This window comes from Salipiger bermudensis HTCC2601, from assembly GCF_000153725.1.
Lineage (GTDB): Bacteria > Pseudomonadota > Alphaproteobacteria > Rhodobacterales > Rhodobacteraceae > Salipiger > Salipiger bermudensis.
Map to the genome: position 1 here is coordinate 95342 of NZ_DS022277.1, position 22842 is coordinate 118183.

Sequence of the window (22842 nt, forward strand, 5' to 3'; positions counted from 1 at the left end):
AGGCGATCTCGTAGAGCTGGCGCTCTTCCTCGGGGGTGGCGACCAGGAATGGGATCGACGACAGGATGAACACCGGGTCGATGCCCGACCACGGCGTCGCGAAGGAAGAGGCGAGATCAAGCGCGCCATCGCCCACCGCGTCGTACTGGTCGATGGATTTGTATCCCAGCGCCGCGCCGTGATGGGCGGTGACCACCACATCGCCATCGGAAACCTCTTTCAGCGCTTCGATGAAGGTGTCCGCGGATTGCGCGTGCACCGAGTTCGGCGGGTATTCATTGGCCAGATCCCAGGTAACCGATTGCGCCCAGGCGGGCAGCGCGGCGACGGCGAGCGCCCCGGCGAGAAGCGGTGTGGTCAATGCGTTGGTCATGTTCTGATTTCCCTGTTGCTATAGTTGTTCTTGATCTGGCGGGGCGGCATTGGTCCGCCCCGCCCATGCTCATCCGCGCCGCTGCGCGGGATAAATCCGGTCGAGAAAATCGGGGCTGTACTTGCCGGAAAGGGCATCCTCGGCGACGGCCTCGGGCGTGCGCTCGGCGGCGGGTCCGTAGCCGCCGGAGCCGGGCGTCTCGACGGCTATGGACTGATCGCGGCCAAGCGGCACGGCAGAGGGTTTGTTGGCCAGCACCGTCTCGTTGCCGTCGCCTTGCAGCACAAAGCGCCCGGGCCGCCCGTCGCCGCCGCCGAAGATCCCCCAGGGTGCGTGGGAAAACCGCTCGCCCGCGCCGTTGAAGGTACAGTCGTGATCCACCGGCGCGATCACTCGGCGCAAACCCGCGCCGCCGCGATACCGCCCTGCCCCGCCGGAGTCCGCGACAAAGCCGTAGCTGACCACTCGCAGCGGATATTCGGTCTCGATCGCCTCGATGGGCAGGTTGGAGGTGTTCGTGATATGGACCTGGACCCCGTCCTTTCCGTCACGATCGCTGCGCCCTCCGGCACCGCCGCCCAGCGTTTCGAGATAGAGATACGGCTTGCCGTTGCGCGGATCGATGCCCGAGAAGACGGCGGTGGTGTTGGCGCCGTTGGCGGCGCCAACGGCGGCATCGGGCAGCGCCGGGGCCAGGGCGCCGATGATCACATCCACCAGCCGCTGCGAGGTGTTCAGCCGCTGCGCCACCGGCGCGGGGGCGATGCAATCGACGATGCTGCCGCGCTCGGTCAGCAGTTCGCAACAGTCCAGAATGCCCTCGTTATTGGCGATCTCCGGGTCGAGCAGCGTGCGCAACGCGTAGGCCACCGCCGCCTTCGACGCGTTGCGCGTCAGGTTGATGTTGCCCCTCACCTGCGGCGCCGAGCCGCGCAGATCGAACACCGCCCGGTCGCCGGTCACGCGGATCTCCAGCTTCAACGGAATGTCCGACGTGCCGACGCCATCATCGTCCATCACGTCCTCGAAGCGATAGGCCCCGTCGGGCAGCTCGGCGATGGCGGCACGCATCCGGTCGTGGGTACGCAGCAGAAGCGACTCCCAGACCTGCTCGATCAGCTCGGCACCATAGCGCTCGACGATCTCGCCGACCCGCCGCAACCCGAGGCGGCATGCCGCGATCTGAGCGAAATGGTCCCCCCGGCGCTCTTCGGGAATGCGGGCGTTGAGCAGCAGCAGGTCGAGGATGTCCTGCTGCAATTCGCCCTCACGGAAGAGCCGCACAAGCGGAATGCGCAGCCCCTCCTGATAGATTTCGGACATGCCGCCTGCCATGGACCCCGGCACCATGCCGCCGATATCGGCATGGTGGGCGATGTTGCAGACAAAGCCCAAGAGCGCGCCATCGACAAAGATCGGCGCCGCATAGTTGATGTCGGGCAGGTGCGTGCCACCCGCCGCGTGCGGGTCGTTGGCGACAAAGATGTCGCCTTCACGGATGTCCTCTGGCGCATAGCGCGTCAGCACCGCCTGCATGAGCCCGGTCATCGAAGCAAGGTGAATGGGCAGCGACAGATCGGCCTGTACGATCAGCCGACCCTTGCGGTCGCAGATCGCCGTCGAATGGTCATGACGTTCCTTGATATTGGTGGAATAGGCGCTCTTCATCAGCGCGATGAAGGTCTCGTCCACCACCGAGCGGAAGGCCGACGAGACGATCTCGACGGTGATCGGATCGGGGCCGGCGTCGTTCGCGGCAGCTGGGGCGGTGAGTTTGTCATGAAGGGTCACAGGTCGGTCTCCCCGCGGGTGATGAGAATGTTGAGCGCGTCGTCGACGCGCGCGCGGTCGCCGGGAAACAGCAGCAGGGTCGAGTCGAACTGGTCGATCACGGCGGGGCCGCTCAGCTCCGCACCGGAGGCGAGTTCGGCGCGGTCATAAACCGGGGTGTCGAGCGCGCGCTGGCCGGTGAACCAGACCGGGCGCGTGGACTTGGGCTGCGGCTCTCGCGAGGCGGTCGGGCTTTGCGGCGGGCTGCCGATCTGCGGCCGGGCGCCCTGCGGCGTCATGCGCAGCGCCATGATCTCGACCGGATCCTCGGGGTTGAAGAAGCCATAGGCTTGGGTATGCGCCTCAAAGAACGCCTGCTTCAGCGCCTCCAGATCGGTGACGCTGTTGCCGCCAACCGGAATCTGAAGTTCGTAATTCTGGCTGGTGTAGCGCATGTCGGCGACCAGCTTTGAGCTGCGCTCATCCTCTGGGACGGCCTCGGCTTCGAACCAGCTTTCGGCCTCGGCACGCATCTCGTCCGCCAACCGCGACAGCAGCGATCCCGCCCGGTCGTCGAGCGCGATGCGCTGCGACCGCACGAGGCTCTCCGAGCGTCCGGCGACCAGCAGCCCCTCGGCGCAGAGGATGCCCGGAAGCAGCGGCACGAGGATCTGCCGGATCCCAAGCGCGCGGGCGCAGGCCTCGGCATGCAGTGGACCGGCACCGCCGAAGGGCATCAGCGCGAAATCGCGCGGATCGTGGCCGCGCTCGACCGAAATGGCGCGGATCGCGCGGACCATATTGGCGGCCATCACGTCGAGAATGCCGCGGGCGGCGGTCTCGACGGCGACTCCCAGGCGCTCGGCCACCTTGTTCACCACGCGGAAAGACGCATCCACATCGAGGGACATGTCGCCGCCGAGCAGACCGCTGGTCGACAGCCGTCCCAGCACAACGTTGGCATCCGTCACCGTGGCCTGGTCCCCGCCGCGCCCGTAGCAGGCAGGGCCTGGGCGCGCACCGGCGCTGGCGGGGCCGACCTTCATCAGCCCGTCGCGGTCGAACCAGGCGAGCGAGCCGCCCCCTGCCCCCACCGTGTTGATGTCGACCATGGGCATGCGCACCGGGAACTCCGCCACGTCGCGGTCGAAGGCCAGCCCGATGGTGTGGTCGCGGATCAGCGCCACATCGGCGCTGGTGCCGCCCACGTCGAAGGTGATCACATTGGCGATGCCCGACTGCATCGCGGTGTGGATCGCGCCGTTCGCCCCGGCCGCCGGTCCGGACATGGCGGTGCGGATCGGGAATTCCCACGCGGTCTCGACCGACATCAGCCCGCCGCTCGACTGGTTCACGCCAAGGCTCGAGCCGGGCGAGCGCGCCGCCACCTCGCGCTCCAGCGTGCGCATGTAGTCGGCGAAGGCCGGTTGCAGATAGGCGTTGAGCAGCGTCGTGGAGGAGCGTTCATACTCGCGGAATTCCGGCATCACATCGGAGGAGGCCGAGACCGCCACATTCGGCAGCGCCTCTTGGATGCGCGCCTTCACCGCCTGCTCATGCGACGGGTTGAGATAGGCGAAGAGGAAGGCGATGGCGACCGCCTCGACCTTTTCGGCGCGCAGCTCTGCGATCACCGCATCGACGCTGGCCATGTCGAGTGGCTCGACCACGGCACCGTCGGCGCCGACCCGTTCCGTCACCTCGAACCGCAGGTGGCGCGGGGCGAGCGGCGGCGGGAAATCCGCCTTGAGGTCGTACATCTTCGGGCGGATCTGACGGCCGATCTCGACCAGATCGCGAAAGTTGCGGGTGGTCACCATGGCCACCTTGGCGCCGGTGCGCTGGATCAGCGCGTTCGTTGCCACGGTCGTGCCGTGGCCGATGGCGCGCACGTCGGCAAGATCGAACCCCGCCTTTTCCGCCAGCGCGTCGAGCCCCGCAATGATCGCCTCCGCCGGGTTGGCGGGTGTGCTCGACACCTTGTTCAGCGCGATGCGCCCGCTGTCGCATTCGATGGCGCAAAGATCGGTGAACGTGCCTCCGACATCCACGCCTATCGTCCAGGTTCCGGCCATATTCTGCATCCTTGTCGTATTACAGTAAAATACACAGTGTATTTTTGATTCGAGTCAATGTGTTTCCGCCTGCAGCATTAGATCTTGGAAAACGCGCATGCGCGGATGTATACCGTGCTTGCAATTAATGCTGCGGAGGCAGGGAAATGGCGAAGAAGCCGGCAGTGTCGAAACCGGCTCCCGAGCGCGGCGCCGAGCATGTCTACCGCATGCTGCGGCAGGCGATTCTGTGCATGGAGCTGCGGCCCGGATCGGATCTGGACGAGCTGGAGATCTCGTCCCGCTACGCGGTGTCGCGCACGCCCGTGCGCGAGGCGCTGATCCGTCTGACCGCCGAGGGGCTGGTGCAGGCGGTACGCGGGCGCGGCTCACGCGTCGCGGCGATGAACCTCTTCGATTTGCGAGATTTTTTTGAATCTCTCGACCTGCTCCAGCGGGCCCAGACGACACTGGCCGCGCTGCGCCGGAGCGACGAGGAGCTGCGCGAGATCGAGGCCGCCGAACGCGATTTCGAAACGGCCGCGGCGGGACGCGACGTCGATGCGCTCACCGAGATGAATTTCCGCTTTCACCTGGCGATCAGCCAAGCGGCGCATTCGCGGCATCTGCATCACGGCTACGAGCGCGCGCTGATCGAGGGCATGCGCGTGGGCCATGTCAGTTTCATCGAACATGACGGCACGCATTCGCGCTTGCAGGAGCATCTCGACCGCACGATTGCCGATCATCGCGAAATGGTTTCTTTCATCCGCGATCAGGATACGGAGGGCGCCGAACGCGTCGCCACCCGCCATGTGGAGCTGTTCCGCAACCGCATCGTGACGACCGTACTGTCGCCGGACGCGACCCGCAGGGTGCAGATTCTGAACTGAGGCACCAAGGGCCACCCCAGGCGCCAGAGATCACCAAACGCGGTCGAGCAGGGACAGCCAGTTCTCGCCCATCACGCGGCGGATCTTGGTCTCGGTCCAGCCGGCGCGCTGCATGGCGGCGGTGAGGTTCGGGAAATCGGCAATCGAGCCGAGCCCATCGGGGAACTCGACCTCCCAGATTTCGGTGAGTTGACGGGCGTAACCCTTGTCGCGGTTGAGATACTCGAAGAACTTCGCGCCGTAACCCATGGTGAAATCGGTGCCGAAGCCCACGCGCTCCTCCCCCACGAGGTTTACGATGTAGTCGATGGCGGCAACGTAATCGTCGACCGTCGCACCGTTGCCGGCGGCGAGGAAGGGCGGGAACATGGTCACGCCGACGAACCCGTCATGCTCGGCGATGAAACGGAGCTGCTCGTCGCTCTTGTTGCGCGGGTGCGCCTTGAGCCCGGCGGGCAGGCAGTGCGAATAGGCTACGGGCTTCTTCGAGGCGAGGATCACCTCCTGCGAGGTCTTGGGACCCACATGGCTCAGGTCGCAGAGCATCCCCACCCTGTTCATCTCGTCCACCACCTCGTGACCGAAATCGGAGAGCCCGCTATCGGTGGTCTCGTAGCAGCCCGAGCCCACGAGGTTCTGGGTGTTGTAGGTCATCTGGACGATGCCCACACCTTGCTCCTTGAAGAGCTCGATGAACTCGAGCCGGTCCTCGAAGGCCGAGGTATTCTGAAAGCCCAGCACGATCCCGGTCTTGCCGGCGGCCTTGGCGGCGCGGATGTCGGCAACGGTCTTCGCCTTGACGATGAGGTCGGCATTGTCGCGGAACTGCGTGTTCCACGCGCCGATCGCCGACATGGTGTCGCGGAAATTCTCCCAGACCGAACAGGTGCAGTTGGCGGCGGTGAGCCCGCCCGCGGCCATCGCCTCGAAGACCGGGCGGCCCCAGTCTGAGATGATGAGCCCGTCGAAGACGATAAGATCGTCGTGCAGCGTGGTCATTTGGTGGTCCTTCGGTCAGAGATAGATGTTGCGCACGATGGCGTCGTGATCGCCCGCCATGGCGCGGACGTCGCCGCCATCCACCACCTCGCCGTCCCTCAGGACGATGAAGCGGTCGGCGGCGCGGAAGGCGAGGTTGAGGTTCTGCTCGACCATCAGCATGGTCACGCCGTCCTCTTTCAACGTGTCGATGATGCGGGCGATCTCTTCGCAGAACTGCGGCGAGAGGCCGCCCGAGGGCTCGTCGAGCAACAGGAGCCGTGGCCGGGACATCAGCGCGCGGCCGATGGCGACCATCTGTTGCTCGCCGCCCGAGAGCGTTCGGGTCGCTTGCTTCCGTCGCTCCTTCAGGCGCGGGAAGCGGTCGTAGATATGGGCCAGCGTCTGCGTCAGTTCCTTGCCGCCCCGGCGCATGGCGCCGAGGCGCAGGTTATCCTCGACGGTAAGGTCGGGAAAGAGATCCCGTGCCTGACTCACCTGCGCGATGCCAAGGGCGAAGATCCGGTGCGGCGGCAGTCCCGCGGTCTCCTGACCATCGAAGAGCACCGAGCCGGCGCTTGGGCGGACAAAGCCGCAGATCGCGTTCATTGAGGTCGACTTGCCCGAGCCGTTGGCCCCGAGCAGGGTGAGGCACTCGCCCGGCACCACGTCGTAGGAGGCGCCGCGCAGGATCGGCTTCTTGCCGTAACCCACGTGCAGGTCACGGATTTTCAGGAGCGGTTCAGGAGTGTCCAAGGTAAGCCTCCAGCACGGCGCGGTCTTCGCGGATTTCCTCTGGCGTGCCCTCGGCGATGCGCGCACCTGCGGCCATCACGAGGATCCGGTCGGCGGCGGCCATCACCAGCTCGACCGCATGTTCGATCAGCAGGATGCCGACGCCCTTCTCTCCGGCGAGACGGTGGATGATCTCCATCATCTGCGCGCGGGCCACCGGCGACAGCCCCACCGCCGGTTCGTCAAGCAGCAGCACCGGCGGGTCGGAGGCAACGGTGCGCACGATCTCGACGATGCGCTGCTGCCCGCCCGAGAGGTCCCCGGCCCGGGTGTCGGCCATGTGGTCCATCGACATGAGCTTCAGCAGCTCGCGGGCCCGGTGGATGTTGTCGGCCTCGGATTTCAGCGCCTTCGAGCGCCCGAGCAGGATGTCAAGGAACGAGCCGTGGGTCTGCGCGTGCAGCCCGGTCAGCACGTTCTCGAGCACGGTCAGGGCCGGGAACAGCCCGCCATTCTGGAAGGTGCGGCGGATGCCCTGCTCGGCGATCTCGTGCGGGGTGAGCCGGGTCAGCTCCTGCCCGCGCAGGTGTACGGTGCCTGCGGTCGGCGTGACATAGCCCGAGATCGCATTGAACAGCGTCGACTTGCCGGCGCCGTTCGGTCCGATCACCGCGCGGACGTTGCCGTCCTCGAGGGTGAAGGATACGTCGTCGAGCGCGGTCAGCCCCGAGAAGCGGACCGAGAGGCCCTCGACTGTCAGAAGCGTGCTCATGGGGCCTCCCGGTAGAAACGTTCGACGAAGATGGGCGAGACCCGGCGCAGCAGGCTCGCGAGGCCCATGGGCATGGCGACCAGCACGCCCGCAACGATCAGGCCGAAGAACAGTTCTTCCATGCCGGGGAAGGCGCGCAGGTATTCCGGCAGCGCGGTCAGCAGCACCGCGCCGAGCACGGCGCCGAGCACCGAGCCCAGCCCGCCCACCAGCACCATCGCGAAGGAGGCGATGAGATGCAGCATGCCGAAGCTCTCCGGAAAGACGTGTCCGACATGGCGGGCAAAGAGCGCCCCGGCGCAGCCCACCACGAAGCCCGACCACATGAAGGTCACGAGGATCACCCGCGCCGTGGGAATGGCAAGCGAGGCGGTGGCGATCTCGTTCTCGCGCACCGCCATCACGGCCCGGCCGAAATGCGAGCGCATCAGGTTCAGCGTGGCCTTCACCAGCAGCACGGTCACCGCGAGGAAGATGTAGAACTTCAGCGTGTCGTCGGTGAGCGAGATGCCCAGCAGCGTCTCGCGGGGCATCGGCATGCCATCGGTGCCTCCGGTCAACGGCTTGGCGTGCAGGTAGGCCCAACGCATCAGCTCGCCGAAGGCCAAGGTGATGATCGCGAGGTAATAGGTGCGGATGCCGCGCAGCGCCGCAGCAGAGGCGAGAAAGCCCCCCAGCGCGCCGAAGGCCCCGGCCAGCGGAATGGTCAGCAGCCACGGCACGCCGAGCTTGGCCGCTAGGATCGCCGAGCTGTAGGCGCCGATCCCGAAGAAGGCCGTGTTGGCAAAGGCGAGCTGGCCGAGATTGCCGATGGTGAGGGTGAAGCCGAGTGTCACCAGCACCGAGACCAGCATGCCGTTGGCGATGAACTGGGTGTAGGGGTTGGTGGTGAGCGGCAGCAGGAGCAGCACGGCGGGCACGGCCCAGAACAGCAGCGTGCGCGTCTTGCGTTGGCGGGCGGAGGGCATGATCTGGCTCATCGGATCACACCTTCACCACGGCCTTGCGGCCGAAGAGCCCCTGCGGCCGAATGAACAGCACCGCCACGATCACCACGTAGGCGGTGATCTCGATCAGCGCCGTATCGAGGTAAGCGCCGGCATATTGCTCGGCGATGCCCAGTAGCACGCCGCCCAGCACCGCGCCGCCCAGCGAGCCGAAGCCGCCCAGCGTCATGGCAGCGAACCCCTTGATCAGGAACGAGGCCCCAAGATCGGGATGCAGCAGCGAGACCGGCGCCACGAGGATGCCGCCAAGCGCGCCCAGGGCCGCGCCGACCCCCCAGGAGAAATCGTTGAACCGGTCGACATTGAGACCGATGAGCCGCGCGCCGCGCGGGCTCTGGTAGACCGCCTGCACCATCTTGCCGAGGTCGGTCAGGGCCATCAGCCCGAAGAACAGCAGCAGCAGGACAAGCACGGTGCCGATGATGAACACCGCGTCGCCGGTGATCACGAGGTCGCCGACGAAAATCGGGGCCATGTCGAAGACCGGCGGCATCGGCAGCACCTCTCGGCCCCAGACCATGCGCGCGATGCCGCGCAGCAGGTAGCCCGCCGCGATGCACATGAGCGCCAGCCCGATATGCGGGCCGCCGCGGATCGGACGGATCAGGCCGCGGTTGAACATCACCCCCAGCACGAACATCGCGATCATCGCCAGCGCCGCCGCGGGGAGGAAGGCCACGCCCGCCAGCACCACGAGCACGTAGGACAGGAAGGCCCCTGCCATGACGAAATCGCCATGTCCGAAATTCACCACTGTTGTCGAGCGGTAGACCACCGTCAGCGACAGCGCGATGAGCGCATAGATCATGCCCTGGGAGAGACCTCCCAAAGTCAGCTGCATCAGCATGTTGTCTGCTCCTTGAAAAGACCGGGCGCGACGGCTGCCGCGCCCGGCAGTCGGGGAGGTGTCAGTAGGGCTGGCCCCAGGCCTTGAGCACGGTCGGCTCGCCATCGACGAAGCCCGCCACCGCCGAGCCCTTGACGCCCTGATGGTCGTCGGCGGTCCAGGTGATCGGGTCCGACAGGATACCGGTGTCGAAGTCGCGCACCTCTTCCAGTGCCGCCATCAGCTTGGAGCGGGTGAGCTCGGGCCCCACCGCTTCCAGCGCCGAGACCAGCGCCTCGGCGGAACCGATCGAGACGAAGGAGAAGGTCGAGAGCTCTTCATCCGGGTAGTACTTGTGGATCATCTCGCCCCACGGCTGCATCAGCGGGCCGTCGAGATTGTCGACGTAGGAGTGGATCACGTAGTAGTTCTTCACCGTGTCGAAATCGCCGGTGCGCTTCAGGGTGTTCTCGAGGTCGGTGCCTGCGGTGCCCATGACCGGGACGTCACCCATGCCGTATTTCTTCAGATCCCGCAGGAAGATGGCGGTCTCGGCCTCGTAGAGCGCCGCGATGATGAAATCGGGCTTCTCCTGCCGCAGCTTCAGCACCTGCGCGGTGGCGTCGGTCTGGCCGCGCTCCATGGTCAGCTCGAGCGAGGGGGCGACGCCATTCTCTTCCAGGTAGTCGCGGGCCGGGTTCGAGTAGGAATGCGCCCAGTCGTTCGAGTGCTCGATGATCGCCACGTTGCTGGTGTCGGGCTTCGACAGCACGAAGGCGGCCATTGCGCGCCCGTTGGCGCGGCCGGTGGGAACGCCGTGGAAGATATTCCCGGCCAGAGGATCGGAGATCGAGTCGCTCACCGCGTGGGCGACGATCCACGGCAGGCCCGCCTCCTCGATGGTCGGCCGCAGCGCCAGCGCCACGCCCGAGCAGGAGTTGCCCTGCAGCATGAAGACCTCGTCTTGCGAGATCAGCTTCTTGGCGGCGGCGAGCCCCTTGGCGCTGTCGCAGGCGGTGTCTTCCTGCACCGCCACGAGCTTGCGCCCGTGCACGCCGCCCTCTTCATTGACCTTGTCGTAATAGGCCATCATGCCGATCAGCGCCTTGCTGTAGGACGAGGCGTTGCCCGAGAACGGCCCCATCACGCCGATGGTGATGGCATCGTCGGTCAGGCCCTCGGTTTCCCACTCCGCGTCCTGCGCAAGGAGCGGGCTTGCCGCAAGGCCGGCCGCAGCCAGTAGGGAGATATACTTCTTCATCGTGGTCTCCTGTTGGATCTCAGTTGGTGTGGTGCGATCTGACGCCGCATTGGGGGAAGGATATGCCCGTATATTTAAAACCGACCAGCTTGTTTGTTTTTGAGTTAACCGTTCTCCGCCGGCCGGACATGCACCGCGATCACCGCCTTCAGTGCCGCGAGCATCTCGAGGAAATAGGCTTCGTCCCGGCGCAGCACCGCCTGAACCGCCATGCCGCGGAAGACGTTCATCGCAAGGTTCAGCGCGACCCGCGACGACACCACGGCGGGATCGACCGCCACGAAGGTGCGCGACCAGGTGGTCTCGAAGCGCTCGTGCAGGTCGAGGATCAGTGGCGCAAGCTGGCGCCGCAGCTCGTCATCGCCGCGGGCGGCGACGATGATCTCGAGCGAGGAATAGAACCAGTCGCCGTTTAAGACGCCATCCCAGATTGCATCGAAAAAGGCGTCGTAGCTCAGCCGCCCGGCCCGCAGCTCGCCGGCGAGGGTTTCGAGACCGGTGGCGAAATTCGCGAACATTTCTTCGGTGGCCGCGACGATGAGGTCCATTTTGCCGGGGTAATGATGGGTCTGCGCCCCGCGCGAGACCCCTGCCCGCTTCGCGATCCCCGCGGTGCTGGTGTTGGCATAGCCAACCTCCATCAGCGACTGGATCGTCGCATCAAGCAACAGCCTCCGGGTCTTGGCGCTGCGCTGATCCTGGGTTCTGCGTGTGGTCACGGTCATATTGCCTCCATATACAAACAGGTCGGTTTGTTTTTATGATTCTGTCAAGTGTAGCGAACTCTCTCATGCAAGGGAGGACCGTCAGCCCCCTGGCGTGCTCAAGAAAACGGCACCGGGCCCGGGTATCCTTGAAGCTCGGCCGCGAGACCTGTGTCAAAGACACCGCGCCGGCCTGAGGGTCCCGCGCCTGTGTCGTGCTGTCGCCTTGGGCGATACGGGTATCTTCCGTCTGCTCGTGGTTCGGAAAATGGCGCAGCGTCTCGAGGCCGAAGGCCGCGAGAAAGCGCGCGGTGGTCACACAAGCAATAGACGCCCTGTGACGGGGCCTGCAGGGGCCCGTCCCGAGCAATCCCGATCCGTGCAGCCGCGAGATCGGGTCGCGGCTGATTTTCTCGCCGAAGATCTCTTACAGCGGGTCTGCCAACTTGGTCATGTCCGTGCCGAAAAGGCAGCGCAAGCGCAACCCATCAGGCGGTCGTTCCTGCATCATATCGAAAGGCCAGAGGGAAAGGCCGTCCGACCTAACCTTTCGATATTGGATTGCAGAGAGCTTATAAAGGCCCGGGCGCAAGGCGGCGCTGAACTCAGCGGCCCCGTCAAGGAGCCCCAAGCGCGCTGAGTTCGCGGATCTGGTCGACGTTGGCGGTGTCTGCAAAGACCCTCACGCTCTCGCCCCGGGGATCAGACCGCGAGGAAGCCGCCATCAACCGGCACCACCGCCCCAGTCATCATTTTCGCATCGTCCGAGAGCATCATGGCGATGGTCTCGGCCACCTCGTCTGCCTCTGCGAACCGCTCCATCGGGTGGCGCACCATCATCGGCTGTGCCTTGACCGGATCGGACCAGGCTTCGGCTGCAAGCTCGGTGAGAGTGATCGTAGGCGCGACACAATTGACCCGGATGCCGTGCGGGCCGAACTCCTTGGCCATGACCCGGCTCGCGCCTTCCAGCCCCGCCTTAGAGGCGGCATAGCAAAGATGTTCGGTAAACCCGCGATGCCCTGCGATCGAGGTGATGTTTACGATGGCCCCTCCGCCACCCGCTTCGACCCGCGCCCGGGCGAACTCCTGACAGGTGATCAAGGCGGCGCGCAGGTTGATGCCCATGACCGCGTCGAAGCCCGCCTCGGTCATGTCGAAACTCGACTCGAGCACGTTGATGCCTGCGCTGTTGATCAGCATGTCCGCGGGTCCGGCCTTGGCCATCGCGGCGCGCGTCGCGGCGGCACTGCCCAGATCGGCCTGAACGGTGGCGCAGCCGATCTCGGACGCGAGACTGTCCAGATCGGCCTGGGTGCGGGTGATCGCCACGACATCGGCGCCACGCGCGGCCATGAGACGCGCGCAAGCGCGCCCGATCCCTTTGCCGGCGCCGGTGATGATGACGGTCTTGCCAGTGAAATCCATCGCGGTTCTGTCCTTGTGTTTGCGTCTCTATTCGGTGAGGGCCGCCATCCGCGCGCGGCTCTCCCGCGCGAGCGTCTGGAAGGCGAGGAATGTGTCGTAGCGCGCGCCATGCAGCATTGCGGTCCGCCCTCCAGAGGGGGTGGAGCGGGTCGCGACACGCGACATGGCGGTCATGGCCTCGGGCAGGTCGTCAAAGGCGCCCGCGGCCACGGCGCCCAGCATGGCCGAGCCCAGCAGCACCGGCTCCTTGCATTCGATGATCTCGACCACGCGACCGGTGGCATCGGCCAGCATCTGCCGCGTGAGCGGATGCGCCCCAGCCCCGCCCGAGACCGAGATCGTCCGCGTCGGCGCACCGTTCGCATCCTGCGTCTCGATGATCTGTCGCAGCCCGTAGCACAGCCCGCACAGCCCCGCGACATAGAGGGCCACGAGCGCGTCGATGCCCTGCTCCATCCCCTGTCCCACGATGATCGCGCGCGCCTCGGGATCCGCAAAAGGGGCGCGGTTGCCGAGGAACTCGGGCACCACGTGCAGATCGTCGGCCAGCCGCAGCGCGCCGCATGCGTCGCCACCAAGCGCCAGCGCGCGATCGGCGAGAAACGGCATCAGCTCCTTGCCCTCGGCGCGCGCCATGCGTTCGGCCTCGGCATGGGCGGGGTGCAGCGTCACGAGATGCGCGAGCGCGGCCCCGGCGGCGCTTTGCCCACCTTCGTTGAGCCACATGCCCGGGACCATGGCGGAATAGTAGGGCCCCCAGACCCCGGGCACGAAGGCCGGCTCGGCGGTCGTGGTCATCGTGCAGGACGAGGTGCCGAAGACGTAGCCGAGGCAGTCGGACGCCGCGCCTCCCCCGCCTTCCGCGGCGACCGTGCCGATCCCGCCCGCATGGGCGTCGATCAGGCCCGCCGCCACGGCGATTCCGGGCCGCAGCCCCATCTGGGCCGCCGCCGCCGCAGTCAGCCCCTGCCCGAGCGCCGTGCCGGGGGTCACTACCGATGCCCCGATCCGGGCAAAGCTCTGCTCCGCGAGATCGCCAAGCCCGATGGCCTGGAAATAGGCGGGATCGAAGCGCCCCTCGTGGGCCAGGTAGGTCCATTTGCAGGTCAGCGTGCAGGACGATCGATCCAGCGCTCCGCTCGCTTTCCAGGTCAGGAAATCGGTCAGATCGAAGAACTGCTCCGCCGCTGCGTAGGTCTCGGGCCTGGTCTCCTTGAGCCACAGCAGCTTCGGCGTCTGCATCTCGGGCGAAATCCGCCCGCCGACATATTTCAGAACGTCGTGATGGCCCTCGTTGATCCGCGCCGCCTGCTCCGTGGCGCGATGGTCCATCCAGACGATGATATCGCGTTCGGGCGCGGCGTCGTCGCTGACCGGCAGGCCGCCCTCCGGCCCCATCACCACGAGCGAGCAGGTGGCATCGAAGCCGATGCCCGTCACCCGCGCCGCATCGAAGCCCGCGATCGCCTCCTGCACCGAGGCACAGACCGCGTCCCAGACCTGCGCCGAGCTCTGCTCGACGAGCCCCGCGTCGTCGCGGTGCATGGCGATGTCGCGCTTGGCGGTGGCGAGAAGCGCGCCCTCGCGGTCGAAGACACCCGCCCGTGCCGAGCCCGTGCCCACGTCGACGCCGATAAAGAGATCCGTCATGGTCATTCCTTCCTCTCCGGTGTCCCGGAAAGACCTGATGCGGCGGCCCCCAAGGGAGGAAAGGCGCCGCCGCGCCTTGCTCACATCCGCTCGAACGCCGACGGCATCACGATCAGGTCGCGCACCGTCACCTGCCGCTTGCGGGTGAGCATGTATTCCAGCGCGTCGGCGACCTCTTCCGGGTCCATGAGCGCGCCGGCTTCCTTGGCCTTGCGCAGGTTTTCCTCCGGCCAGTCGGCCAGCAGCGCCGAGACTACGGGCCCGGGCGAGACCTGCGCCACCTTCACGCCGTAGGGGATCATCTGCCGGCGAATGCCCTGCATGAAGCTGGTGATCGCCCATTTCGAGGCGGAATAGACCGGCTCCCAGTAGGCCGGGTAGTGCCCGGCGATGGAGTTCGTCACCACGATGTCGCCGGTCCTGCGCTCCATCATGTGGGGCAGCACGGCATGAATGTTCTTCATCACCGCGTTGACGTTGAGGTTCAGCATCCGGTCGATGGTGGCCGGATCGCTCTCCCACAGGTCGCCGCCGATATAGCTGCCCGCGTTGCAGTAGAGGATGTCGATCTGCCCGGTCTTGGCGAGGATCTCGGGGACCATGGCATCGCAGCTCTGCGGGTCCAGAAGGTCTGTCACCTGCGCCACGGCCTTGTCGCCGTACTTGGCGGTCAGCTCGGACAGCGCGGCCTCGTTGCGGTCGGTCATGACCACGGTGCAGCCGTTCTTCAGCAGCATCTCGGTGGCGGCAAGGCCGATGCCCGAGGCCGCGCCGGTGACGACGGCGACCTTGCCGTTCAGCTTCTCAGACATGTGTGTCTCTCCTTCGTATGTGCGGAGGCGGCAAAGGTGAGGGCCGTGCGGCCCGTCACCATTCGCGGCCGATATAGATGGCCAGCAGGATGATCAGGCCCTTGATGACATCCTGAAGGTACGGGTTGATCCCCATGAGGTTCAGACCGTTGTTGAGGATGCCCAGAAGCACCGCGCCGATCAGCGTGCCGAGGATCAATCCGCGACCACCGGCGATGGCGGTGCCGCCCAGTACGACCGCCGCGATGGCGTCGAGCTCGAAGCCGACCCCGGCATTGGGCTGGCCGGACATCAGGCGCCCGGTGAGGATCAGCGCGGCGAAAGCCGAGGTCAGGCCCGAGATGCCGTAGACCGTGAGCTTGACCATCTGGGTCTTCACGCCGGACAGCTTGGCCGCCAGCTCGTTGCCGCCGATGGCATAGACGTGGCGCCCGAACGGGGTGCGCTGCAGCAGGACCCAGGCGAGGGCGTAGACGATGACCATGGCGATGACGGGCACAGGCACGATGCCGATGCGACCGATGCCGAACCACGAGATCCACGACGGGATGCCCGAGATCGGGTAGCCGCCCGAGTAGAGCAGGCCGAGGCCACGCGCGATGCCCATGGTTGCCAGCGTCACGATGATGGCGGGCATCCGGCCCCAAGCCACCATCACGCCGTTGAAGATGCCGAGCCCGACACCGACCCCCAGCCCCGCCAGCAGGCCGACCCATCCGGGCAGCCCCATGTTGACCATGAGCCCCGCCGCGATGGTGCCCGACAGGGCCATGACCGCGCCGACCGACAGGTCGATGCCGCCGGTGAGGATCACGAAGGTCATGCCCACGGCGAGGATCGCCACGATGGACACCTGCCGCAGCACGTTCATGATATTGCCCACCGAGAAGAAGTTCTCGGACGCGAACCCCATCAGGATCGACACCACGATCAGCCCGATCAGTGGCAGCGCCAGCGGCGAGTGGAGCACCCACCGCAAGCTGAACCCGCCCTGCTTGCCGTCCTCTGCTGTGTTTGTTGCGTTATGCGACATGACGAACCCTCCCGGTCGTGGCGTGTGTCATGATTTCCTCGGCATTGATCGCGTCGCCCTCGAGGGTGGCGACGATGCCGCCCTGCCGGAACACGCAGACCCGGTCGGACATGCCGATGACTTCGGGCAGCTCCGAGGAAATCATGATGATGGCGTAGCCCTGCGCGGTGAACGCACGCATGAGCTGGTAGATCTCGGCCTTGGCGCCGACGTCGATGCCGCGGGTGGGCTCGTCGAAGATCAGCACCTTCATCTGGTGGTTCAGCCAGCGGGCGATGACCACCTTCTGCTGGTTGCCACCCGACAGCGTGTCGACCCGCGCCATCGGCCCCTGCGCCTTGACCCGGACCTGCCCCATGGCGGTCTGGGTCGCCTCGCGCTCCTTCTGGAGGTCGATGAACCAGTGACCCTTGCGGTACTTGCCGTAGTTGTTAAGCGAGATGTTCTGCAGGATCGAGAAGCTGGTGATCAGCCCCTGTTCCTTGCGGCTCTCGGGCAGCAGTCCGATGCCGTGGGCCAGCGCCTCGGCGGGCTCCTTGAAGCGGGTCTCCTCGCCGTCGACCATGACCTTGCACCTTGACGCCGGGTAGGCGCCGAGCATGGCCAGCGCTGTCTCGGTGCGCCCGGACCCGACCAACCCGGCAAAGCCGAGGATCTCGCCCTCACGCAGCAAGAAATCGGAGATCGGCCCGCCCTTGCGCAGCTGCACCTCCTCGCATTCGAGCATCACCTTGGCACCGGGACGGGGGCCGGGCTTCTCGGGAAAGCTGTTCTCGATCCGGCGCCCGACCATCATCTCGACCAGCCGGTCATTGTCGGTCTCGGACACCAGGCAATCGCCGACATACTCGCCGTCCCGCAGCACGGTGATGCGGTCGCAGATCTCGAAGATCTCCTCGAGATGGTGCGAGATGAAGATGATGGCCACGCCCTGCTTGCGCAGCTCGCGCATGACCTTGAAGAGGTGCTCGACCTCCGACGGGGTGAGCGTGGCGGTGGGCTCGTCCAGCACGAGGATCCGCGCGTTGAGCGACAGCGCCTTGGCGATCTCCACGAACTGCTGCTCGGCGACCGAAAGCTTGGCAATGGGCACGTCGAGCGGCACGTTCACCTCGAGCCGGGCGAGGATCTCCTTGGCGCGTTTGCGCATGGCCTTGCGGTCCAGCAGGCCGAAGGGGCCGCGGATCTCGCGAGCAAGGAACATGTTCTCGACCGCCGTCAGATATGGGATGAGGCTGAATTCCTGAAAGACGATGCCGATGCCGGCCTCGATGGCCTCGTCGTAATTGGCGAAGTGACGGGTCTCGCCCTCGATGGTGATGGTCCCCTCACTGGGCTTCAGGATGCCGGTGAGTATCTTCATCAGGGTCGACTTGCCGGCCCCGTTCTCGCCCAGCAGCGCGTGGACCTCGCCGGCGCGCACATCGAGGTCGACCCCGTGCAGCACTTGGATGCTGCCGAAGCGTTTCTTGATGCCGGTCAGTTGCAACATGGGAACGGTCCTTGGTCCTGAGGGGAAGCCCCGGGGGCTTGGGCCGGCCACCCCCGGGCGGGGATGGCCGGGGAAGCGGCTTACCAGCTGAAGTCGGCAGCGTTCTCGGCGTCGATCACGCTCACGTCGATCGGCACTTCGGAGGGCACCACGCGCGCGCCCCACTTCTGCGCCAGCGCCATCGCGAGGCCGACGCGCACCTGGTCACGCGGGAACTGGGCCGTGGTCTCGATGAACGGACCACCTTGCGCGATGGCGGCCACCGCTTCGGGGGCGCCGTCGACCGAGGTCAGCTTGATGTCTCGGCCAGAGCCCTGGATCGCGGCCAGCGCGCCCATCGCACCGCCGTCGTTGACCGAGAAGATGCCCTTCAGATCCTGGTGCGACTGGATCATGTTCTCGACCACGCCAAGCGCCACCGAGCGGTCCTGGCGGCCGTTCTGGGTGTCGACGAGGGTGACGCCGTCGAACTCGTCCAGCGCCGCCTTGCAGCCCTCGACCCTCTCGAGGATCGGCACAACCGGGATCCCGTCGAGGATCGCCACCTCGCCTTCGCCTCCGATGGCCTCGGCCAGGTACTTGCAGGACTGGTAACCTGCGTCGCGGTTCTTGGAGCCGACGAAGGTGTCGACCGGGCCGTTCGCGTTGGCATCCACGGCGACGACGATCACGTCCTGCGCCTTGGCCATGTGCACGGCGCTCTCGATGCCAGCGCTGTCGGTCGGGTTGAGCAGCAGGATGTCGATGCCTTGGGTCAGCATGTCCTCGACGTCCGAGATCTGTTTGGCCACGTCATGACCCGCGTCGGTCACCACGACCTCGGCGCCCAGATCCTCGGCGGCGGCCATCAGGGCCTCCTGCATCGAGACGAAATAGGGGTTGTTCATCTCCTGGAAGGTCATGCCGATCTTTAGCCCGTCCTCCTGGGCAGAGGTCGGCACGGCCAGGGCGAGGGAAAGCGCGGCCGCGGATGCGGCTCCGAGCAGATGTTTCATAAAAGGGTTCCTCCCGTTTTAATGTGACAGGCAAGGCCTGCCCGTGTCCGGTCGGCAGCACGCCGTCCGAATTCCTGAAATCCTGATTGCCCGCCGGGGATCAGTCCGCTTCGGAGAACACTCCGTTGGCGGCGAAGGTCGCGCGGAACTGCGAGGGCGACATGCCCTTGAGCCGCACGAAATGTCGGTTGAAGTTCGAGAGGTTGGAGAAGCCGACATCAAAGCAGATCTCGGCCACCTTGGCCTCCGGTTGGGTCAGGAGCATCTGGCAGGCCAGATCCACCCGAAGCTGGTTCTTGTAGCGCACGAGGGTCGAGCCCGTATGCCGCTTGAACGCGCGCGAAAAAGCACTTGGGCTTTGATTGACCATCTCGGCCAGGTCCTTTTCATCGATGCTCTCGGTCAGGTTCTCGCGCAGATGCGCAATGGCCTTGTTCACGCCGACATCCTTGAGCGCGTCGAGGTCCAGCTCGTAGCTGAGGCTGGCCAGCACCTCGGGCTCGGGCGCGTTGGCGAGCTGGTCGAGGATCTCCCAGAACAACGCGAGACGGCGCAGCCCACGGGCTTCGAAGAGCTCGGTCATCAGCGGCTTGACCGCCTCGGCGGTGGCCGGGCTGAACAGCAGCCCGCGGTGGCTGCGCTCGAGCAGCGGGCGGATCGCATCCATCTCGGGCATCGCAGCGGCGGCATCCTCGATGAACGTCTCGGGGAACTGGACCACGAAGGAGCGCGCCGGCACGATCTCGTCAGGCGCGATGTCGGAAATCCAGTTCTGCGGCAGGTTCGGCCCGGTCATGATGAGCTGGCCGGGGCCGAACGCGCCGATGTGGTCGCCGATGTAGAAGGTGCCATGCGTGTCCACGACGAGATGGATCTCGTACTCGGGATGATAGTGCCAGCGCACCGTGCGGAACGGGTAGCCGTGCATCCAGGCAGCGAAGCTTTCGCCTTTGCGGATATGGACCAGTTCCAGGTCGGGTTGCATGACAGTCTCTCCTCCGTCGCGGTGCCCCCTGCCGTCTCCACCCGGAAGGGCCGCTTTTCTCGACGGTACCCTGCGCCGTGGTGACGCTCTACCTCAGATCGGGTTTTTGACCGATACTTTTTTGACGCGATGCGCGCCGCGAATGCAAAAATGAAGCTATGAAAGACGCTGAGGCGCAGAAATTACGGCGCCGCAGCGCAGCATAAACGGCCACGTATAGGGGGCTTATTGGGTTAAGCTCTCGAAAGCGCTCAAAATTCCAGCGATTTGAAGGCTGAGTATCCGCGCATCCAGCGATCATACTTTTTCGCATATGAAACGATCAGATCGGTATCGCGAAGGCTCTCCCACCCGACTTCAGGTTGTGCGAGTGCCGCGCCCCCTTGGTCGCCCGTGGCCACCGCCTTGGCTCGCGCGGCGCGCGTCCGGCGCCGCCTCGTTGGCAGCAATCCGGTCCTCTTGAGGCTTGTCCGGACCAGCCCGTAGGCGAGCGCGAGACGGTGCGCGTCGCGCGAGCCACGGCGACGGCGGCAAAGCGTCGTCCCCCGGAACCGCGTTGATGCCGGGGGTGCAGGGGAGCCTCTATCGATCCCGACAGACGTGGCCTACTCGGGCATCACGATCTGAAGTTTCACATCCGTGTCTCGAGCCTCGACCGCGCGGTCGAACCCCGCGATGCTGTCAGCAAAGGGAATGCTGTCCGAGATCAGCGGCTTGAGATCCACCTTGCCCGACGCCATGAGGGCAATGGCGCGGTCATAGACATTGGCATAGCGAAACACGGTCTCGACCCGCAGCTCCTTGGCCTGCAAGCCGACGATGTCCACGGGAACCGGATCCACCGGCATGCCGACCAGCACAATCGTGCCGCCGGGCCTTGCCAGTTGGTGCATCCCCAGAACCGCAGGCGCGGCCCCAGAGCATTCAAAGACCACGTCTGCGCCCCATCCGCCGGTGGTAGCGGCCACGGCTTCGGCGACCGGCGTCTCGCGGATATTGACCACCTCGATCCCGTCGTACCCGGCGATGATGTCAAGCTTCTGCTGGGCCAGATCCGCGACGATCACCTTGGCGCACCCGCCGGCAAGCGCCGCAAGCGCCACCATCATGCCGATGGGTCCCGCACCCGTGACCACCGCGACATCGCCTGGCTGGATGCGGGCGCGCAGCGCGGCCTGCATGCCGATGGCGAAGGGCTCGACCATGGCGCCCTCGGCAAAGCTCACATTGTCCGGCAACTTGTAGGTGAAGGCGGCGGGATGAATGACTTCCGGCGTGAGGCATCCATGAACCGGCGGTGTCGCCCAGAAGCGCACCGCCGGATCGACGTTGTAGATGCCTAGCTTGCTGGCCCGGCTTTCGGGGTCGGGAATGCCTGGTTCCATGCAAACCCGATCCCCGGGCTTGAGATCGGTCACATCCGCGCCGCACTCGATGACAATCCCCGACGCTTCATGACCGAGAACCATCGGCTCGTTCACGACGAAATGGCCGATCTTCCCGTGGGTGTAATAATGCACGTCTGAGCCGCAAATGCCGACCGTGTGCGTTTTGATCCGCACGTCACGCGGCCTCAGTTCACCGGGAATTTCGAACTCGCGCAGGGCAAGCTTGCCTTTCTCTTCCAGAACCAGCGCCTTCATCTCGTGCTCCTCCATCAGATGACCGTTTTCGGCAGGCCTCCCTGGCCCGGCCCCTGTGCTCTCCTTGCTTAAAGGAGAAGTAAATCAAAACCTGTGAGCCAGGATGGATTCGGCGCCGCGGCGGAAAAATAGTATCGCCCTCCTGCCAGGAACCGCCCGAAAGCCAAGGCACTCTGCAGCTTGCGCTGAATTCCTACATGCACTCCGCATCTGATTCGCTCGTCACCCAAGGCAATGGGATTGACTGTCGACCAAGGCCTTGGCGCAGACGAAACGGCTCGCCGCGGCGTATCTACAACTCGAACAAGCCCAAGGCGCTCACGACGTCACGCTTGGTCGCCTCGGTGCGCTCGCGTGCCCTTTGCGTCCCTTCCCTGATCACATCGAAGACGTATCCACGGTCTTGGACGAGCTCTGCCCTGCGCGCGCGAATGGGCGCAATCAGGTCCTGAAGGATCGCCTCCAGTCGCGCCTTGAGTTTGCCATCGCCAAGCCCGCCCCGCTGATACTGCGTCTTGAGCTCGGCAAGCGTGTCCTGGTTCGGGTCGAAGGCGTCGAGATAGGTGAAGACGACATTGCCCTCGACGCGGCCCGGGTCTTCGACACGCAGGTGGTTGGGATCGGTGAACATCGCCTTGACCGCGTTGCGAATCTCGTCGGGCGACGCGGACAGCGCAATCGCGTTGCCACCGGATTTCGACATTTTGGCCTTGCCATCGATACCGGGCAAGCGGCCCCCCTTGGGGATGACCGCCCTGGCCTCGGGCAGCACGGCGCAGCCCGCGGTCGTATTGATCCGCCGCACGATCTCGTTGGTTTGCTCGATCAGCGGGGCCTGATCCTCTCCGACCGGCACAACCGTCGCCTTGAAGGCCGTGATGTCCGCCGCCTGTGCCGCAGGATAGCACAGGAAGCCGGCGGGAGTATCCCGCCCGAACCCGCGCGCTCGGATTTCGTCCTTGATCGTCGGGTTCCGTTCAAGCCGCGCGACAGTGACGAAGTTCAGGTAAAGCATCGAAAGCTCGGCCAGCGCCGGCAGATGCGATTGCAGACAGATCGTCGTGCGCGCGGGATCAATGCCCACCGCCAGGTAATCCAGGGCGACCTCAATTACGCTTCGCCGCACCTTCTCTGGATCGTGGGCGTTGTCCGTGAGGGCCTGGGTATCCGCCAGCAGCAGGAATTGGTCATGGCTGTCCTGATACCGCAGCCGATTTGCCAGCGAGCCGGCATAATGCCCGATGTGAAGCGGCCCCGTGGTGCGGTCGCCAGTGAGAATGGTTGGTCTGTTCATTTGCGTCCCCTCATGAAACGAGAGACCGCGCATCGGGGAGCTTGGAAAACAAAAGGCCGCCCGTGCGGCGGCCTCGGAAATTGATTGGTCATCCGGCCACCTTGTCAGGAGGCCAGCCACCAGGTCATTGCGATGAT

The 22842-nt window shown here is 65.6% G+C and carries 19 protein-coding genes and 1 pseudogene; 1 reads left to right on the plus strand and 19 read right to left on the minus strand.

The genetic code is table 11. The features are described from left to right. The 3 genes and pseudogenes from R2601_RS19695 to R2601_RS19705 form a co-directional block, all read right to left on the minus strand. Positions 1–373: pseudogene (locus R2601_RS19695) on the minus strand (TRAP transporter substrate-binding protein); the annotation flags it as partial. A 69-nt stretch (positions 374–442) separates the two neighbouring features. Continuing rightward, the gene (locus tag R2601_RS19700; protein ID WP_007801599.1) at positions 443–2164 is read right to left on the minus strand and encodes a hydantoinase B/oxoprolinase family protein; all 1722 of its coding nucleotides are present in this window, start codon (positions 2162–2164) and stop codon (positions 443–445) included. Then, positions 2161–4218 carry a hydantoinase/oxoprolinase family protein gene (locus R2601_RS19705; RefSeq protein WP_007801600.1) on the minus strand — a complete coding sequence of 686 codons (2058 nt, stop codon included), beginning with the start codon at positions 4216–4218 and terminating at the stop codon, positions 2161–2163. Before R2601_RS19705 ends, R2601_RS19700 begins: the two co-directional genes overlap by 4 nt. Positions 4219–4364: 146 nt before the next feature. On the opposite strand from R2601_RS19705, the gene R2601_RS19710 reads away from it, so the two are divergent. Then, complete coding sequence (locus tag R2601_RS19710; protein ID WP_007801602.1) at positions 4365–5090, plus strand: GntR family transcriptional regulator; 726 nt, start codon at positions 4365–4367, stop codon at positions 5088–5090. A 30-nt stretch (positions 5091–5120) separates the two neighbouring features. Here the strand turns inward: R2601_RS19710 and R2601_RS19715 are convergent, their stop codons facing one another. From R2601_RS19715 to trpS, 16 genes are all read right to left on the minus strand, one after another. Further along, on the minus strand, positions 5121–6089 hold the full coding sequence (locus R2601_RS19715; protein ID WP_007801604.1) for a dipeptidase: 969 nt from the start codon (positions 6087–6089) through the stop codon (positions 5121–5123). A gap of 15 nt (positions 6090–6104) precedes the next feature. Then, positions 6105–6824 (minus strand): ABC transporter ATP-binding protein, encoded by a 720-nt coding sequence (locus R2601_RS19720; protein WP_007801606.1) that lies wholly within the window; start codon positions 6822–6824, stop codon positions 6105–6107. Next, positions 6811–7575 (minus strand): ABC transporter ATP-binding protein, encoded by a 765-nt coding sequence (locus tag R2601_RS19725; protein WP_007801608.1) that lies wholly within the window; start codon positions 7573–7575, stop codon positions 6811–6813. Before R2601_RS19725 ends, R2601_RS19720 begins: the two co-directional genes overlap by 14 nt. Beyond that, complete coding sequence (locus R2601_RS19730; protein ID WP_007801610.1) at positions 7572–8555, minus strand: branched-chain amino acid ABC transporter permease; 984 nt, start codon at positions 8553–8555, stop codon at positions 7572–7574. Before R2601_RS19730 ends, R2601_RS19725 begins: the two co-directional genes overlap by 4 nt. Positions 8556–8559: 4 nt before the next feature. Further along, positions 8560–9429, minus strand: a complete 870-nt coding sequence (locus tag R2601_RS19735; protein ID WP_007801612.1) for a branched-chain amino acid ABC transporter permease — start codon at positions 9427–9429, stop codon at positions 8560–8562. Between the two features lie 61 nt (positions 9430–9490). Further along, the gene (locus tag R2601_RS19740; RefSeq protein ID WP_007801614.1) at positions 9491–10669 is read right to left on the minus strand and encodes an ABC transporter substrate-binding protein; all 1179 of its coding nucleotides are present in this window, start codon (positions 10667–10669) and stop codon (positions 9491–9493) included. Positions 10670–10773: 104 nt separating this feature from the next. Continuing rightward, entirely contained in the window at positions 10774–11394 is a 621-nt protein-coding gene (locus R2601_RS19745) for a TetR/AcrR family transcriptional regulator (protein WP_007801615.1), read from the minus strand. Between the two features lie 681 nt (positions 11395–12075). After that, on the minus strand, positions 12076–12801 hold the full coding sequence (locus tag R2601_RS19755; protein ID WP_007801619.1) for an SDR family oxidoreductase: 726 nt from the start codon (positions 12799–12801) through the stop codon (positions 12076–12078). Positions 12802–12828: 27 nt separating this feature from the next. After that, positions 12829–14451, minus strand: a complete 1623-nt coding sequence (locus R2601_RS19760) for an FGGY-family carbohydrate kinase (protein ID WP_040545743.1) — start codon at positions 14449–14451, stop codon at positions 12829–12831. Between the two features lie 80 nt (positions 14452–14531). After that, a complete protein-coding gene (locus R2601_RS19765) occupies positions 14532–15263 on the minus strand; it encodes an SDR family oxidoreductase (RefSeq protein WP_007801622.1) in 732 nt (243 codons plus the stop codon). Between the two features lie 55 nt (positions 15264–15318). Continuing rightward, a complete protein-coding gene (locus R2601_RS19770; protein WP_040545583.1) occupies positions 15319–16296 on the minus strand; it encodes an ABC transporter permease in 978 nt (325 codons plus the stop codon). After that, positions 16286–17788: a sugar ABC transporter ATP-binding protein gene (locus tag R2601_RS19775; RefSeq protein ID WP_007801627.1), complete on the minus strand. Its 1503-nt coding sequence runs from the start codon at positions 17786–17788 to the stop codon at positions 16286–16288. The genes R2601_RS19770 and R2601_RS19775 overlap by 11 nt, the downstream gene beginning before the upstream one ends. A gap of 80 nt (positions 17789–17868) precedes the next feature. Further along, the gene (locus R2601_RS19780; RefSeq protein WP_007801629.1) at positions 17869–18783 is read right to left on the minus strand and encodes an ABC transporter substrate-binding protein; all 915 of its coding nucleotides are present in this window, start codon (positions 18781–18783) and stop codon (positions 17869–17871) included. A 100-nt stretch (positions 18784–18883) separates the two neighbouring features. Further along, the gene (locus R2601_RS19785) at positions 18884–19768 is read right to left on the minus strand and encodes an AraC family transcriptional regulator (protein ID WP_007801630.1); all 885 of its coding nucleotides are present in this window, start codon (positions 19766–19768) and stop codon (positions 18884–18886) included. 605 nt (positions 19769–20373) lie between these two features. Then, positions 20374–21411, minus strand: coding sequence for an NAD(P)-dependent alcohol dehydrogenase (locus R2601_RS19790; protein WP_040545744.1), 1038 nt, complete (start codon positions 21409–21411; stop codon positions 20374–20376). Between the two features lie 292 nt (positions 21412–21703). Beyond that, positions 21704–22705, minus strand: a complete 1002-nt coding sequence (gene trpS, locus R2601_RS19795; RefSeq protein ID WP_007801634.1) for a tryptophan--tRNA ligase — start codon at positions 22703–22705, stop codon at positions 21704–21706. Between the last annotated feature and the right edge of the window lie 137 nt (positions 22706–22842).

Excerpts from the sequence above, each read along its gene's own strand:
- R2601_RS19705 (WP_007801600.1), bottom strand. The coding sequence starts at position 4,218 with ATGGCCGGAACCTGGACGATAGGCGTGGATGTCGGAGGCACGTTCACC.
- R2601_RS19710 (WP_007801602.1), top strand. The coding sequence starts at position 4,365 with ATGGCGAAGAAGCCGGCAGTGTCGAAACCGGCTCCCGAGCGCGGCGCC.
- R2601_RS19715 (WP_007801604.1), bottom strand. The coding sequence starts at position 6,089 with ATGACCACGCTGCACGACGATCTTATCGTCTTCGACGGGCTCATCATC.
- R2601_RS19725 (WP_007801608.1), bottom strand. The coding sequence starts at position 7,575 with ATGAGCACGCTTCTGACAGTCGAGGGCCTCTCGGTCCGCTTCTCGGGG.
- R2601_RS19730 (WP_007801610.1), bottom strand. The coding sequence starts at position 8,555 with ATGAGCCAGATCATGCCCTCCGCCCGCCAACGCAAGACGCGCACGCTG.
- R2601_RS19735 (WP_007801612.1), bottom strand. The coding sequence starts at position 9,429 with ATGCTGATGCAGCTGACTTTGGGAGGTCTCTCCCAGGGCATGATCTAT.
- R2601_RS19740 (WP_007801614.1), bottom strand. The coding sequence starts at position 10,669 with ATGAAGAAGTATATCTCCCTACTGGCTGCGGCCGGCCTTGCGGCAAGC.
- R2601_RS19745 (WP_007801615.1), bottom strand. The coding sequence starts at position 11,394 with ATGACCGTGACCACACGCAGAACCCAGGATCAGCGCAGCGCCAAGACC.
- R2601_RS19755 (WP_007801619.1), bottom strand. The coding sequence starts at position 12,801 with ATGGATTTCACTGGCAAGACCGTCATCATCACCGGCGCCGGCAAAGGG.
- R2601_RS19760 (WP_040545743.1), bottom strand. The coding sequence starts at position 14,451 with ATGACGGATCTCTTTATCGGCGTCGACGTGGGCACGGGCTCGGCACGG.
- R2601_RS19765 (WP_007801622.1), bottom strand. The coding sequence starts at position 15,263 with ATGTCTGAGAAGCTGAACGGCAAGGTCGCCGTCGTCACCGGCGCGGCC.
- R2601_RS19770 (WP_040545583.1), bottom strand. The coding sequence starts at position 16,296 with ATGTCGCATAACGCAACAAACACAGCAGAGGACGGCAAGCAGGGCGGG.
- R2601_RS19775 (WP_007801627.1), bottom strand. The coding sequence starts at position 17,788 with ATGTTGCAACTGACCGGCATCAAGAAACGCTTCGGCAGCATCCAAGTG.
- R2601_RS19780 (WP_007801629.1), bottom strand. The coding sequence starts at position 18,783 with ATGAAACATCTGCTCGGAGCCGCATCCGCGGCCGCGCTTTCCCTCGCC.
- R2601_RS19785 (WP_007801630.1), bottom strand. The coding sequence starts at position 19,768 with ATGCAACCCGACCTGGAACTGGTCCATATCCGCAAAGGCGAAAGCTTC.
- R2601_RS19790 (WP_040545744.1), bottom strand. The coding sequence starts at position 21,411 with ATGAAGGCGCTGGTTCTGGAAGAGAAAGGCAAGCTTGCCCTGCGCGAG.
- trpS (WP_007801634.1), bottom strand. The coding sequence starts at position 22,705 with ATGAACAGACCAACCATTCTCACTGGCGACCGCACCACGGGGCCGCTT.